The organism is Aquitalea denitrificans, from assembly GCF_009856625.1.
In the GTDB taxonomy this organism is placed as follows: domain Bacteria; phylum Pseudomonadota; class Gammaproteobacteria; order Burkholderiales; family Chromobacteriaceae; genus Aquitalea; species Aquitalea denitrificans.
Genome location: NZ_CP047241.1, coordinates 934839 through 949971 on the forward strand (window position 1 = coordinate 934839; position 15133 = coordinate 949971).

13 protein-coding genes are annotated in these 15133 nt (G+C 57.3%); 8 read left to right on the forward strand and 5 right to left on the reverse strand.

Annotated elements, in window-relative coordinates; translation table 11 throughout:
• Nucleotides 1–20: 20 nt before the first annotated feature.
• Genes GSR16_RS04315 through GSR16_RS04335 form a run of 5 tightly spaced genes read right to left on the reverse strand, consistent with a single transcriptional unit; the run spans nt 21 to nt 5119 of the window.
• Nucleotides 21–1913, reverse strand: a complete 1893-nt coding sequence (locus tag GSR16_RS04315; RefSeq protein WP_159875309.1) for a chemotaxis protein CheA — start codon at nt 1911–1913, stop codon at nt 21–23.
• A 45-nt stretch (nt 1914–1958) separates the two neighbouring features.
• Nucleotides 1959–2696, reverse strand: a complete 738-nt coding sequence (cheZ, locus tag GSR16_RS04320) for a protein phosphatase CheZ (RefSeq protein ID WP_159875310.1) — start codon at nt 2694–2696, stop codon at nt 1959–1961.
• A 54-nt stretch (nt 2697–2750) separates the two neighbouring features.
• Nucleotides 2751–3140 (reverse strand): chemotaxis response regulator CheY, encoded by a 390-nt coding sequence (cheY, locus tag GSR16_RS04325; protein WP_082693990.1) that lies wholly within the window; start codon nt 3138–3140, stop codon nt 2751–2753.
• 51 nt (nt 3141–3191) lie between these two features.
• Entirely contained in the window at nt 3192–4133 is a 942-nt protein-coding gene (locus GSR16_RS04330) for a chemotaxis protein (RefSeq protein ID WP_159875311.1), read from the reverse strand.
• 35 nt (nt 4134–4168) lie between these two features.
• Complete coding sequence (locus tag GSR16_RS04335; RefSeq protein ID WP_159875312.1) at nt 4169–5119, reverse strand: chemotaxis protein; 951 nt, start codon at nt 5117–5119, stop codon at nt 4169–4171.
• Between the two features lie 202 nt (nt 5120–5321).
• Between GSR16_RS04335 and GSR16_RS04340 the strand changes: the two genes are divergently transcribed.
• The 8 genes from GSR16_RS04340 to GSR16_RS04375 all read left to right on the forward strand — a co-directional run bounded on the left by GSR16_RS04340 (nt 5322) and on the right by GSR16_RS04375 (nt 15132).
• Nucleotides 5322–6506 (forward strand): sensor histidine kinase, encoded by a 1185-nt coding sequence (locus GSR16_RS04340; RefSeq protein WP_159875313.1) that lies wholly within the window; start codon nt 5322–5324, stop codon nt 6504–6506.
• Nucleotides 6503–6808 carry an STAS domain-containing protein gene (locus GSR16_RS04345; protein ID WP_159875314.1) on the forward strand — a complete coding sequence of 102 codons (306 nt, stop codon included), beginning with the start codon at nt 6503–6505 and terminating at the stop codon, nt 6806–6808. Before GSR16_RS04340 ends, GSR16_RS04345 begins: the two co-directional genes overlap by 4 nt.
• 359 nt (nt 6809–7167) lie before the next feature.
• A complete protein-coding gene (locus GSR16_RS04350; RefSeq protein WP_205677493.1) occupies nt 7168–8166 on the forward strand; it encodes a methyl-accepting chemotaxis protein in 999 nt (332 codons plus the stop codon).
• 29 nt (nt 8167–8195) lie between these two features.
• On the forward strand, nt 8196–8561 hold the full coding sequence (locus tag GSR16_RS04355) for a response regulator (RefSeq protein ID WP_159875316.1): 366 nt from the start codon (nt 8196–8198) through the stop codon (nt 8559–8561).
• Nucleotides 8562–8649: 88 nt separating this feature from the next.
• The gene (locus GSR16_RS04360) at nt 8650–10959 is read left to right on the forward strand and encodes a chemotaxis protein CheW (protein WP_159875317.1); all 2310 of its coding nucleotides are present in this window, start codon (nt 8650–8652) and stop codon (nt 10957–10959) included.
• A 15-nt stretch (nt 10960–10974) separates the two neighbouring features.
• Nucleotides 10975–11469 carry a chemotaxis protein CheW gene (locus tag GSR16_RS04365; protein ID WP_159875318.1) on the forward strand — a complete coding sequence of 165 codons (495 nt, stop codon included), beginning with the start codon at nt 10975–10977 and terminating at the stop codon, nt 11467–11469.
• Between the two features lie 30 nt (nt 11470–11499).
• The gene (locus tag GSR16_RS21400; protein ID WP_159875319.1) at nt 11500–14271 is read left to right on the forward strand and encodes a methyl-accepting chemotaxis protein; all 2772 of its coding nucleotides are present in this window, start codon (nt 11500–11502) and stop codon (nt 14269–14271) included.
• An 18-nt stretch (nt 14272–14289) separates the two neighbouring features.
• Nucleotides 14290–15132: a CheR family methyltransferase gene (locus GSR16_RS04375; protein ID WP_159875320.1), complete on the forward strand. Its 843-nt coding sequence runs from the start codon at nt 14290–14292 to the stop codon at nt 15130–15132.
• The last annotated feature ends 1 nt before the right edge of the window (nt 15133 follow it).

A 15133-nucleotide genomic window follows, 5' to 3' on the forward strand; every position in this document is an offset into this window, starting at 1 on the left:
GCTTGCCAGTTTTGGTTTTTTTATACGGAAATCAGCTCCGAGGTCCTTACCTGGCCATTGGTGCCATCGCTGGAACTGAGCAGATCTTCCATGTCCAGAACCAGAACCACCGAGCCATCGCCAGACAGGGTGGCACCAGCCACGCCCTTGGGGCGGATATTCTGCAGCGGTTTGATGACAACATCGTCACGCCCTACAAAGGAGTCGATGGCGAGGATGAAGGATTTTTCAGCCGACTGCATCAGCACACCAAAGTAAGGCTTCTGGGTAGGCTCCCAGCCCAGCAGGCCCGCCAGCGTGCGCAGCGGCAGGATCTCGTCGCGTACCACGATGGTCGGTTTGCCCGATACTTCCTGGATGGCATTCGGATCGATGGTGATGATTTCGCGCACCATGGCCAGCGGTACGGCAAACGGCTGGTTGCAGGCACGAACCACCAGCACCGGCAAAATGGCCAGCGTCAGCGGCAGCGAAATGCTGATGCGGGTGCCTTCGCCTGGCAGCGAATTGATATCTATACGACCGTTGAGCTTCTGGATATTGGTACGGACCACATCCATGCCGACACCGCGACCGGAAACGCTGGAGATCTGGTCTTTGGTGGAGAAGCCCGGCATGAAAATGAGCTGCAGGCATTGCTTTTCGTCCAGACCGTTGGCGGTTTCCTGATCGATCAGCCCCTTTTCGATGGCCTTGCGACGCAGGGCGTCCGGGTTCATGCCCTTGCCATCGTCGGTGATTTCGATCTGGATGTGGTCGCCCACTTGCTCGGCAGTCAGCTGGATCAGCGATTGCGGTTTCTTGCCGGAGGCAATGCGTTCTTCTGGCGATTCGACGCCATGGTCTACCGCGTTGCGAACCAGGTGGACCAGCGGATCGTTGAGGTCCTCGATCATGGTCTTGTCCAGCTCGGTTTCTTCACCGGACAGTACCAGTTCCACTTCCTTGCCCAGTTGGCGAGCCAGGTCGCGCGCCAAGCGCGGGTACTTCTGGAACAGGCGGCCAATCGGCTGCATGCGGGTCTTCATCACCGCGTTTTGCAGATCGCCCACCAGCAGGTCAAGCTGGCTGATGGCTTCATCCAGCGAACGCAGGGTGTTGCCGTCGCGATTACCCTGCAGGATTTCCGTGCGCAGGGTGGTCAGACGGTTCTTGGTTAGGCCGATTTCGCCGGACAGGTTCAGCACCATGTCCAGACGAACCGTGTCGATACGGATGGTATTTTCCTGCGGGCCGCTGCTGTTGCCTGCGCTGGAGGGCTGCTTGTTGGCTACCGGCTTGGCCGGCGGCTTGACAGCCGGCAGGTGCTCGGCGGCGGTGATCAGTTCGTGGGCCGGTGCGGCAGCGGCAGGAGCCGGGGCTGCCGGAGTAGGTGCTGGTGCGGCGGAATGGGCCGCAGTTGCCGCCGGTGCAGCTTGTGGCACGATGGCCTGGTGCAGGGCATTCCAGTCCGGGCCAGCTGCCGCCGGGGCTGCAACCGCGACCGGAGCCGGGGCCGGCTCTTCGGCCTTGTTCAGTTGCTGGCCGGATAGTACGGCATCCAGGGCATTGAGTACGTCCGGATCGGCATCGGCCACCATCAGTCCCTGTCCCAGCGTGCCAAACATGTCACGCACGATGCCCGTGGCATCAAGAATGACGTCCATGACTTCCGGCGTGATGTGCAGCTCGCCATTGCGAAGCTTGTCAAACAGGTTTTCCGTGCGATGGCACAGATTGACCATCGGGCCAACGTTCAGAAAACCGGCACCGCCCTTGATGGTGTGAAAGCCCCGGAAAATATCGTTCAGCAATGCCTTGTCTTCAGGACGCTTTTCCAGTTCCACCAGCTTGTTGTCCACGTCGGACAAGAGATCGGTAGACTCCATCAGGAAGTCTTGTAGCAGTTCTTCCATGCCGCCAAAATCGCTCATATTCTCACCCCCGCTTATGCCGCTAACACGTTCACCGCTTTTTGTTTAGAAGCCCAGGCTTTCCAGCAAGTCATCGACCTGCTGTTGGCTGGAAACCACGTCGGTTCTGCCTTCGGGATTGACTACAGGTCCGTTCAGCAGATTGTTGTCCAGTTCGGCCTTTTTCGAATCCGGCGAGAATTCGATCAGGAAGGCCACCAATTCCGTTTCCAGTATATGCACCATATCCATCATTTTCTTGATGACTTGGCCGGTGAGATCCTGAAAATCCTGTGCCATCACAATTTCCAGCAGCTGGACATTGGTGGCTTGTGTCTGCTTGGGCACGTGGCCCAGGTACTGGCGAGTGTCTTCAGCCAGATTCTTGAATTCTGCAACGGAAAGCTGGTTGGCATACAGCTGTTCCCAGCGTGCTGCCAGTAGTTTGGCACGGCTTTCCAGATCATCCTGATACGGTTTTGCCAGATCAGTGGCATTGAGTACGCGTTCGGCAGCACTCTCGGTCAAGGAGGCAATATAGCCCAGTCTGTCCCGGGCATCGGGAATGGCATCTGCCACTTTTTCCAGCGACTTGTCATAGCCCAGGTCGCGTAGGGCATCGTGCATCTTGCGGGTCAACTGGCCAATCTGCTCATACATGACAGCAGTGCTGGGCAGGCTGCCTGTGGCGTCAACCGTCGTTGTGGTGACTACAGTTTCCACTTCCTTTTGCTGACTGGCAATGCTGTCAAACAGTGCTTCGAGATCCGGTGAATCTCCACTTTCCAGAATGTGATCCGGCACGATGGCCTCTCCTCGGTGCTGACTAGGCAGGTCTGTTTGCTATTATTTATTGGTTTACTTGTTCATGGTCTGGAAGATCTTGTTCATCTTTTCTTCCAGTGTTGCTGCAGTGAAGGGCTTTACGATGTAACCGCTGGCACCGGCCATGGCGGCTTCGATGATGTTTTCCCGCTTGGCTTCCGCGGTAATCATCATGAAGGGCAGGTGCTTGATCTGCTGGTCGGCCCGTACCGCTTTCAGCAGTTCGATGCCGGTCATGTTCGGCATGTTCCAGTCGGAAACAATAAAGTCGAAATGTTGCGTTTTCAGCTTGTGCAAGGCCACCTGGCCATCTTCGGCCTCGTCGACGTTGGTAAAGCCCAGCTCTTTCAGCAGGTTGCGCACAATGCGTCTCATGGTCGAGAAATCGTCCACAACGAGGAATCGCATGTTTTTATCTGGCATCTGGGTAGGTCCTGAAATGTCGGTATTCCATTGAGCCGTTGATTTTAACGGTTACCTCTGCAGGAATGGAATCAAAGTTTCAGCCAGTATTGCCGGATCGAATTTGGCAACATAGGCATCGACACCCACGCTGGAACCCATGGCCTTGTTGGCGTTGGACGACAGCGAGGAGTGCATGATAACCGGGATGCCTTTGAAGCGGACATCGGATTTGATCAGCTTGGTCAGCACATAGCCGTCCATTTCCGGCATTTCCGCATCCACCAGAATGATCTTCAGGTAGTCGTGCAGACACTCATCTTCGCCCCAGGTGCGGCTGGCCAGCACCTGCAGACGCTCCCACGCTTCGCGGCCATTGGTGGCCTGCTGGAACTTGATGCCCATTTTTTCCAGCACGCTGGTGATTTCCTTGCGTGCCACCACCGAGTCGTCCACGAAGAACAGATACTGGTCGGTTTCCATCTGCGCGGTCGGAATGTCCGGCAGGCGCGGTTCGCCCACCACGGTGGCCAGAATCTGTTCCACATCCAGAATGGAAACCAGCTTGCCGTCTTCCAGTTCGGTAATCGCGGTGATCAGGTTGGAGTTGGTGGCGCTGGTGCTCATCATGTTTTCCGGAGCGCGTACGCGATCCCAGTCCACGCGGATGATGCGATCGACAGAATCCACCAGGAAAGCCTGGGTACTCTTGTTGAATTCGGTGACGATCATGGTGTCGAACTTGCGACCGCTTTGCTCGGAGCCGACAAAGCGCGCCAGCGAAATCACCGGAATGATGTTGCCGCGCAGCGACAGCACGCCCTGCACGCCAAAGGGCATGTTGGGGGTTTTGGTGATGGCTGGCGTCTGGGACACTTCGCGCACCTTGAACACATTGATGCCGAAGGTTTCGCGGGTGCCCAGGGAAAACAGCAGGATTTCCATCTTGTTGGAGCCGGCAAGCTTGGTGCGGGCGTCCACGCTGGCAAGCAAGGATGCATCGGTTGCTGACATATTGGATACCTCTCCCGGATGAAGTCTGTTCTGGTTTAGTTATTGGTCAGCTTGAGCATTTCGCGCAACTTCATCGACAGCTTCTGGGCTTCAAACTTGGACACATACTCGTCCACCCCGACCGACTGGCCAAGTTTCTGGTTGGAACTGCCGGAGAGGGAAGAGTGCATCAGCACGGGAATACCGGCAAAGCGGGGATCGCTCTTGATCAGCTTGGTGAGCATGTAGCCATCCATTTCCGGCATTTCCACATCGGTAAGGACCAGATGCAGGGTCTCGTTCAGGCGTTTGCCGGTGAGATCGGCCTGCATGGCCATTTTTTGGAGTTCTTCCCAGGCGCGCATGCCATTGATGGCATAGGCATACTTGATCTGCATGGCTTCAAGCGTACGTTCGATCTGCTTGCGTGCGACAGCGGAATCGTCGGTAAAGAAGATCATGCGCTCTTCCTTGACCGGCTCGATATTGATGAAGTGATGGGAATCGTCGACCAGCGAGGTTTCGGCCAGGACTTTTTCGACATCCATCATCATGACGAGGGTGCCCTGATCGAGCTCGGTCACGGCGGTGACGAGGCCGGCCATGCGGTTGGTGATCATGTCAGGAGGTACGCGCATGGCGGACCAGTCGAGGCGCAGGATGGTATCAACCGCCTCGACCAGGAAGCCCTGGGTGTGGCCGTTATACTCGGTGACGATCATGATTTCGGGCTTGTTGCTGGTGACGATACCGGCGTACTTGGCCAGATCGATGACAGGGACAAGCGAGCCACGGAGGCTGACCATGCCTTCGACGGAGGAGGGCATTTCAGGAGCGGAAGTGATTTCGGGCGTCCGCATGACTTCGCGGACTTTGAATACGTTGATGCCGAAAACTTCCTTTCTCCCGGTACGCTGGTCGTGACCCAGGGAGAACAGCAGGATTTCCAGCTTGTTGGTCCCTGCCAGTTTTGTTCTGGCATCGATTTTTTTAAGAAGCTCTGACACAGAAACCTCCGCAGCCTCGGTTCGTTGTTATGGCGTATTACTCCCGTTGTATACGCCAGTTATGCATTTTCCCAGCTTTCTTTGAAAACTGTCTTGGTTAAGATCAGACTTTAAGTTGGCTTGGCTCAGACTTAGTCATTATCATACTGTTTAAGTCCTTTTTACAAATAAGACGCAAAACATGGCCAAGACAGCATCAAATTTGAAAGACCAGGAGATGCTTGAGGCGGCATTCGAGCAGTTCAATACAGTCTCCAGTCAGTTGATTGATGCTTATCGCCAGCTTGAAGTACAGGTCAATGTACTGAATGCCCAGTTGGATGAGGCTAACAACCAATTGCGAAAGCAGCGTGACGAAAATGCTGAATTGGCCGAGCGTCTTGGTATGTTGCTGGAGGCCTTGCCGGCTGGTGTCGTGCAATTGTCTGCCGATGGTGCTGTGGTGGCAGAAAATCCGGCTGCCCGCTTGCTGTTGCAGGGGGCGCATGAAGGACTGAATTGGAATGGTGTGATGGCAGGATGGGCGCATTCCGAGCTGGATGGAACCTACACCCTGCCGGGGCTGCAGACCGAACGCCGGCTGGCCTTGCAGTATCAGGACTTGCCGGCCTCCGGGGGGCGTATTGTATTGCTGCATGATGTCAGCCGCCTGCATCATCTGACTGTTGAGCTGGCGCACCAGCAGAAGCTGGCCGCAATGGGGGGAATGGCCGCCTCACTTGCCCATCAGCTGCGCACGCCGCTGGCAACGGCCATGCTATACACAGCCAATCTGAAGCAGGAAGGCTTGCGGCCGGAAGATAGGGCCAAGTTTGTCGACAAGAGCCTGGCGCGCATGAAGGCTCTGGAGGGGCTGATCCAGAACATGCTGGGTTTTGTGCGGGGCCAGACCAGTGCGCTGGAATTGCTGGAAGTCGATGCATTGGTCGAGGATGTTTCTGCGGTGCTGATTCCACAGTGTAATGAGCGTGGCATGATTTGGGATTGCAATAAGTTGCTCCCTTCTGCCATAACGGTAATGGGTGATCGCAAGGCCTTGCAGGGGGCTTTGGTCAATCTGCTGGAAAATGCCATGCACTTCTCGCCGGAAGGCGGACGGATCGGCTTGTTGGTGAGCCTACAGGGCGAACAGGTACATTTTCGCGTTGAAGATGATGGTGTCGGTTTGAATGGTGCAGATCCGGCTCGCTTGTTCGAGCCGTTTTTCACCACACGGCCTGGTGGCACCGGCCTTGGGCTGTCGATTGTGAAGAAGGTAGCCGAGGAGCTGGCCGGTTCGGTGGTGGGTGGCGATCGCCCCGAAGGTGGTGCCTATTTTGAGTTGAGTCTCCCCTGCCGCGGGATGGGGGCTGTCGATGAGCAAGATGAACAAGGGGATAAGCAATGAAACCAGTTGTAAAAGTAGAAGGTCAGGTCGGCACGCTGATGCTGGTGGGGCAGTTTGATTTCAATCTGCACAAGGATTTTCGACTCTCCAGTCAGGAGCTGCTGGAAAATCCGGCGGTGCAGGAGATCCAGGTTGATTTCGACCAGGTTCCTTTTCTGGATAGCTCGGCGCTGGGTATGCTGTTGCTGCTGAAGGAAAGGGCAACCAGCCAGAAGAAGGCCATGTCGCTGGTAAATTGCCGCGATACCGTATTGCAGGTATTGGAAATTGCCTGCTTCAACAAGATGTTTACCATCAAATAAGCATTGCATGGAAAATGACGTAAGTGATCAGGTATCGGTGAGATCTGCCTTTCTTTAAATATTTTTTTTAAGGCTGCCGATTCAGTCATTTACATGTTTTGCATCATTTCCTCCTTGATTTGCAAGACGGATTGTCAGATGAAGAAGTTAGTACATTGTCAACATCTCGACAGGCCGGGGGGAACATGGGGTTTTCATATCGGCAACAACGGTTCGCAGGATGTGGTTTTTGCATTGCTTCTGGGCTGACATGGCTGGTGCTTGCAGGATGGGGCAATGTGTATTGGCCTCTGGCCATTGTGTTGAGTCTTGGCCAGCTGTGGGTAATTTATATCTTATGGTTCCCAGAGGAGGATCGGGTGAGCGATCAGCAACAGCCTGCTTCGGACCAGACCAATCCTGTGGCCGTAGTGTCCCGCCCTGAGTGTGTCGACTTCATCCACGACCAGATTTCCCAGTCCAAGGATGAGGTCGCACGGGTGCAGACCCTGATCCAGGATGCGGTCCTGACGCTGGCCAACAGTTTTTCCGGCCTATCCCATGAGGCAGCCGCGCAGTTGCAGCTGGCCGAATCGCTGGCACGCGGCGAGCTTGGCATGGATGCGCATGCCATTTCATTTACCGGTTTTGTGGCCGAGATTGCCAATGCAATGGCCAATTTTGTCGACAAGACTGTAGAAAACAGCCGGCTGGCCATGTTGCTGGTTGAACAGATGGAGTCCATGGGGCGGGAGATGCAGGATGTGATCCGTCTGCTGGATGAGATTCATTCGATTACCAACCAAACCAATATGCTGGCGCTCAATGCTTCAATCGAAGCGGCCCGGGTGGGGGAAATGGGGCGCGGTTTTGCCGTTGTCGCTGATGAAGTGCGGCATTTGTCGGGGCGGACCGGATCGTTCAGCGAGCAGATCCGCGATCTGATCAATCGGGTGAATGGTTCTGTTACCCATGCCGAAGGCTTGATCAATCAGCTGGCCTCGCAGGACATGATGTTTACCCTGCAGGCCAAGCAACGGCTGGATGAAACCTCGTCGCGCATGCGCGACATGGATGCGCTGATGGCCGAGTCGGTTGCGCAGCTGCGCCATGGCGTGGGTCTGCTGTCGGATCATGTGGGGGATGCCGTGCGCTCATTGCAGTTTCAGGACATGGTGTCGCAGTTGATTGCCCATGTCGGCAAGCGTCTGTATGGCATAGAAGAAATGATGGAGCTCAGTAGCGACCAGCCCCAGGAGCAGGAGCAAGGTCAGTGGGAGCAGCGCGTCTCAGCCCGCTTGTCCGCGTTGCGGGAAACCCTGTCCAGCAATCCAGTGGCGCAAGGCCATATGGAAAGCGGCAGCATTGATCTGTTTTGAGCGTGAACGAAAGATAAAGTGGGAACAACATGCCAAAGAAAGTACTGACAGTTGATGATTCGGCATCCATCCGCCAGATGGTGACCTTTACCCTGAAAAGTGCAGGCTATGAAGTGGTGGAGGCGGTGGATGGCAATGGCGGACTGGCGCGCGCTCAGGCAGACCGCTTCGACCTGATTCTGACCGATCAGAACATGCCGGGTATGGATGGACTCAATCTGATTCGTGCCTTGCGCAAGCTACCACCTTACGGTGCCACCCCCATCCTGATGCTGACCACTGAATCGAGCGATCAGATGAAATCGCTTGGTCGTGCGGCTGGTGCAACCGGATGGCTGGTCAAACCGTTCGATCCGCAAAAGCTGCTGGATGTGGTAAAGCGGCTGGTGGGCTGAACATCAGCACGGATGTGCCGATTGCCGGCTGGAGAGCAGTCCGACGACAGGCCTGACCGCGCAGGCTTGCGAAGCAAGGGGAAGCATCGTGTCAATCGATATGTCGCAGTTTCATCAGGTGTTTTTTGATGAAACCGACGAACATCTGGCCACCATGGAGTCAGTGCTGCTGGCAGTTGATCTTGCCTTGCCGGACAGCGAAGACCTCAACGCCATCTTTCGGGCCGCCCACTCTATCAAGGGGGGCGCAGCCACCTTTGGTTTTGCCGATCTGGCCGAACTGACCCACATTCTGGAAAACCTGCTGGACAAGGTGCGCAAGGGCAGCATGATGCTGACCAGCGAGATGGTGGATGCCTGTCTGCAATCCAAAGATGTGTTGTCCGGCATGCTGGCAGCCCATCGAGGCGCAGCTGCGGTTGATCCGGGCAGTGTTGCCGATGTGGAGCAGCGGTTGGCAGCACTGGTGGGTGACGGCAGTCATGCCGCTGCTGTCGCTCTGCCTACGGCTATTGCTGCCACGCCTGCCGACGCAGTTTCCAGCCATACGCTGTACGTGGAGCTGGACCACCTGTCCGAGGTGGATTACGCGGCATTGTTGCAGTCGCTATCGGCACTGGGCGAGATGACGGTGGTCCAGCCAGGCAGTAGCGAACAGTCGCAGCCCTGGGTGCTGGTTTTCACCTCGGCATTGCAGGCGGATGAGGTGGCCGAGTCGCTTGCCTTCTCCATTGCTCCGGCGCATTTTCGCATCACGGTTGACCATGGTCAGCAGGATGAAGGGGGCTTCGGTCTTTTTCTGTCATCCAGCCTGGAGGGGAGTCCGGGCGCGGACGCCCCGGACGTTGTTTTTGAGGATGACGGTTTCGGCCTGTTTGCTCCGCTGGAAACCGATGCAACAGTAGCAGCCTCAGTAAGGGGGGACGAAGGCTTCGGCTTGTTCGAACCGTTGCCCGCAGCATCTACTGCCGTTGAGATGCTGCATGAAGAAGATGGCTTTGGTCTGTTTGCCCCCATCGCCGCTGCTGCCAGCACACCTGCGGCGGGCATGGCGCATGAGGAAGAGGGCTTCGGTCTGTTCGCCCCTCTGGTATCCGGCCCTGCGCCATTGCAGCCAGAGACAGCCACTGCTGCGCCAGTAGCGGCCAGCCAGCCAGTGTCCGCGCGGGCCGAGCGGACTGCCCCTGCGGTGGAAAACTCCATCCGGGTAAACATCGACAAGGTTGATCTGCTGTTGAACCTGGTGGGCGAGCTGGTGATTACGCAGTCCATGTTGGTGCAATCCAGCCAGACGCTGGATGCAGTACAGAATGAACGCCTGCTCAGTGGCATTTCCGCTATGCAGCGCAATGCGCGCGAACTGCAGGAAGCCGTGATGTCCATTCGCATGACTCCCATCGCCTTTGTCTTCAACCGCTTTCCGCGTGTGGTGCGTGATCTTGCCAGCAAACTGGGCAAGCAGATCGAACTGAAAATGGTGGGCGAGAATACCGAGCTGGACAAGGGCTTCATCGAAAAACTGGCCGACCCGCTGACCCACCTGGTGCGTAATAGCCTGGACCATGGCATCGAGTCGCCCGAAGCGCGGCAGGCCAAGGGCAAGTCGGCAGTGGGCCGCTTGACGCTACGTGCCTTTCATCAGGGCGGCAGCATTGCGATTGAAGTGACGGATGACGGTGCCGGGCTTAACCGTGAACGCATTCTTGCCAAGGCTCGCGAGCGTGGCATGCCGGTGTCGGACAGCCTGAGCGACAGCGAAGTGTGGGGGCTTATTTTCGAAGCCGGTTTTTCCACCGCAGCGGAAGTGACCGATGTTTCAGGCCGCGGGGTGGGGATGGATGTGGTCAAGCGCAATATCCAGGGCATGGGCGGGCGCATCGACATTGATTCCATGCAGGATTTCGGCACCACCATCAGCATCCGTCTGCCGCTGACGCTGGCCATCATGGATGGCATGTCGGTGGGAATCGGAGCTGACATCTATGTCATACCGCTCAGCTTTGTGCTGGAGTCGCTACAGCCGCAGGCGCAGGACCTGAAAACCGTGGTGGGCAAGGGACAGCTGGTGAATGTGCGCGGCCAGTATCTGCCCATTGTGTCGCTGGCCAGCTTCTTTGGACACGCCGATGCGGCCCGCGCCGACCCGACCCGCGCCATTCTGGTGATTGTGGAAGCCGGCGGACAGCAACTGGCCTTGCTGGTGGATGAGCTGATCGGCCAACAGCAGTTTGTAGTCAAAAATCTGGAAACCAATTATCGCAAGGTCGAGGGCATTTCCGGCGCCACCATCATGGGGGATGGCCGTGTGGCCCTGATTCTGGATATCTCCGTGATTGCCCGCCATAAGCAGCGCCCGCCTCCGGCAGCCATGCGTCAGGTGGTGGGTGATGTGGCCTAGAGGAAGGCAGAGCCGATGACAGAACAACTGGAGTACCACCATGGGCAAAGCAAGGCAGTGCGCGAACTGCTGGTGTTTACCCTAGGGCAGGAGGAGTACGGGATCGATATCCTCAAGGTACAGGAAATCCGCGGTTACGAGGCGGTAACGCGCATTGCCAATGCGCCGCCCTTCATCAAAGGGGTGGTCAATCTGCGTGGCAGCATCGTGCCGATTGTCGACATGCGCATCAAGTTTGGTCTGGGCGAGCCGGTATACGACGCCTTTACCGTGGTGATCATCCTCAACATCTTCCAGCGTACGGTTGGTGTGGTGGTGGATGGGGTGTCGGATGTCATCCAGCTGGCCGAGGACGAACTGCGCGACCCACCGGAATTCGGTTCCGTGGTGGAAACCACCTATATCGAGGGGCTGGGAACCAAGGGTGAGCGCATGGTGATCATCGTGGATATCGAACGGCTGATGAGCAGTGCAGAGATGGCGCTGGTTGACGTGACGGACCGAAGCTGAGATCGACAGGGTGTCTGGGAGAGAAGAAACATGAACAATCTGAAAGTAACACACCGTTTGCTGCTGGGTTTCGGCCTGCTGGTTGCTGTGATCATCGCTGCCATGGCCGTGGCCATTGCACAGATACACAATCTGCGTGATGACATTGACGAAATTGCCAACGTCCACGTTCCCAGGGCATCCGAGGCCAACAAGGTAGTGGACGGCGTCAACCTCACGGCGCGCGCTTCGCGCACCCTGCTGTTGTCCAAGGACCCGGCCGTGCTGGGAGATCAGTACAAGCAGATCGATGATGCCTTGAGCCAGATATCTGCCCAGATGACCCACCTTTCCAGCGGTGTACCACCGGCAGGTCAGGCATTGTTCGACAAGGTGAGAACACAGGAAACCGGTTATCGTCAGCAACTGTTGCAGTTCCGCCAGAAGCTGGCGGCAGGGCAGGAAGACGACGCCAAGAACTACCTGCTGCAAACCCTGCGGCCCACCCAGATCGACTACATCAAGGCGATCAATAATTACGTCGATTTTGAGGAAGGACTGGCCAAGCAGGTAGCGGAAGGCACGCTGGCTCGCGCCAACAGTGCCGGCATCCTGCTCAATGGCTTGATGGCAGCGTCGGTACTGATTGCCATCCTTGCCGGCTGGCTGATCAGTCGTTCTCTGCTACGACAGATTGGTGGCGAACCTGCTGATGCCGTCAAGCTGATGCAGGAGCTGGCTGCCGGGGAAGTCACCACTGAGCTGACCGTGGCTGCCAGCGACAGCAGCAGCCTGTTTGCCTATATGCGGCAGGCCGCAGACAAGGCCGTGGAGAACATCCGGGTACGCAATGCGCTGGACCATGCCGCCACCAATATGATGATTGCCGATACCGACTTCAATGTGGTGTATGCCAACCAGTCGGTGGTAAACATGTTTGCCCAGGCTGAAAGCGATATCCGCCGCGACCTGCCGCAGTTTTCCGCCCACAAGCTGCTGGGGAGCAATATTGACCAGTTCCACCGCAACCCCGGCCATCAACGCGGCCTGATGCAGCAATTGCGCAATCCGCACCATGGCACCATCCATGTCGGCGGTCGTACTTTCAACCTGATTCTCACCCCCATCAACGGTAGTAGCGGCAACCGTCTGGGCTACGGCGTGGAGTGGATAGATCGCACTGCCGAGCTGGCACAACAGGCAGCCGAACAGCAGCGTATCGAGGCTGAACGCAAGATTGCTGCTGAAAACGCTCGTATCCGCAGCGCGCTGGACAATGTCACCACCAATGTGATGATTGCCGATAATGACCGCAACATCATCTACCTCAACCACAGCGTGATCGAGATGCTGTCGGTAGCCGAAGCCGACCTGCGCAAGGCGCTGCCCAATTTCAGTGCCCGTCATGTGCTGGGCGGCAGTATGGACATATTCCACCGCAACCCGGCGCACCAGCGTGATCTGCTGGCTAATCTGCGTGCCACTTACAAGGCTGACATCGTGGTGGGCGGACGACATTTCTCGCTCACCGCCAACCCGGTTTTTGCTACCGATGGCGAGCGCCTGGGCACCGTGGTGGAATGGAAGGACCGTACCGGCGAAGTGCTGATCGAGAAGGAAGTCGAAGCCATCGTCAATGCAGCTGCGCGTGGCGACTATGGTTCGCGGCTGGTGGTGGAGGGCAAGACCGGCTTCTTCCGTGTGCTGTCCGAGGGAGTGAACCAACTGCTGGGCGTTACCAGCCAGGCACTGGGCGATATCGCCACGGTACTGGGCGGGCTGGCGCAGGGCGACCTGACTCGCACCATCAAGAACGATTACGAAGGCATGCTGGGTCAGCTGAAAACCGACACCAATGCCACGGTGGAACGGCTGCGCGGCATTGTCGGCAATATCCAGGAAGCCACGGGTGCCATCAATACGGCAGCTCAGGAAATTGCCGCCGGCAACAGCAATCTGTCCGGCCGTACCGAGCAGCAGGCGGCCAGCCTGGAAGAAACCGCGTCCAGCATGGAAGAGATCACCAGTACGGTGCGGCAGAATGCCGAGAACGCCAAGAAGGCCAATACCCTGGCTACCGGCGCATCCGACATCGCCGCGCGGGGCGGCCAGGTGGTGGGCAATGTGGTGTCCACCATGAACGAGATCAACGACAGTGCCAAGAAGATTGTCGACATCATCAGCGTGATTGACGGCATTGCCTTTCAGACCAATATCCTGGCGCTCAATGCCGCCGTGGAAGCTGCCCGTGCCGGTGAGCAGGGGCGCGGCTTTGCCGTGGTGGCCAGCGAGGTGCGCAATCTGGCCCAGCGTTCGGCCGCTGCGGCCAAGGAAATCAAGCTGTTGATTGGCAACTCGGTGGACAAGGTGGAATCTGGTAGCCGACTGGTGGATGAGGCCGGGCGTACCATGGACGAAATCGTCGGTTCCATCCGCCGAGTGGCCGACATCATGAGTGATATCTCGGCCGCTTCCATCGAACAAAGCTCCGGCATCGAACAGGTCAATCTGGCCGTGACGCAGATGGATGAAAACACCCAGAAGAATGCGGCACTGGTTGAACAGGCCGCTGCCGCGGCTGAATCGCTGGAAGAACAGGCGCGCCATCTGCTGGACGCGGTATCCATCTTCCGGCTGGATGCGGCCTCGGCTCGCCTGTCCGCTCCCCGGCTGTCGCATCGCGAGTCGGCACCGGCGGCGCGTCTGGCCCATCATAACGGCCAGCAGGTGAGGCCGGTTGCTGCGCACTTGCCGCTGAATGCCGAGCGTATCAAGACCTTGCCGGGCCCGTCATCGCATGATGATGAGTGGGAAGAATTCTGATGGCTGCGACCAGGCCTGATGAGCGCTGAACGCGATATCAAGTTCACGGCGGCAGATTTCCGCCGCCTGCGGCAGATGCTGTATCAGCGTGTGGGCATTGCGCTGAATGACAGCAAGAGCCATATGGCCTATTCCCGGCTGGTAAAGCGCGTACGCCAGCTGGGAATGCGCCAGTTTTCCGATTATCTGGATTTGCTGGATGGTGCCGGGAATGACCCGGAGTGGCAGCATTTCGTCAACGCACTGACTACCAATCTGACGGCATTCTTCCGCGAGCCACACCATTTTGATCTGCTGCGGCTACATGCGATGGAACGGGCCGGGCAGGAGCGGGTATACCGGGTATGGAGTGCAGCGGTTTCCACCGGGGAAGAGGCGTATTCGATTGCCATCACCCTGCTGTCGCTGCCGCAACTCAACCGGCAGCGGCTGGAGCTGGTGGCTTCCGACATCGACACCCGGGTGCTCAGCCATGCTGCGGATGGCATCTATGATGCCGAACGGGCCAAGGCGCTGGACGAGGCCCAGCTCAAGCGTTTTTTCCTGCGCGGCGTTGGCCGTAATGCCGGCAAGATCCGCGTCCGGCGCGAAGTGCGTGACCAGCTGTCGTTCTACCAGTTCAACCTGATTGCCGCACAGTGGCCCGACATGGGGCGCTTTGACGTGATTTTCTGTCGCAATGTGCTGATCTATTTCGACAAGCCTACCCAGGCGGCCATCCTGCAGCATTTTGCCGATTGTCTGCAGCCGGATGGCCTGCTGTTCCTGGGGCATTCCGAAAACATCCAGCACTTGAGCGATGCCTTCCAGTCCTGTGGCCGGACCGCTTATCGCCTGGTAAACCATACTGTGCGAGGGTGAA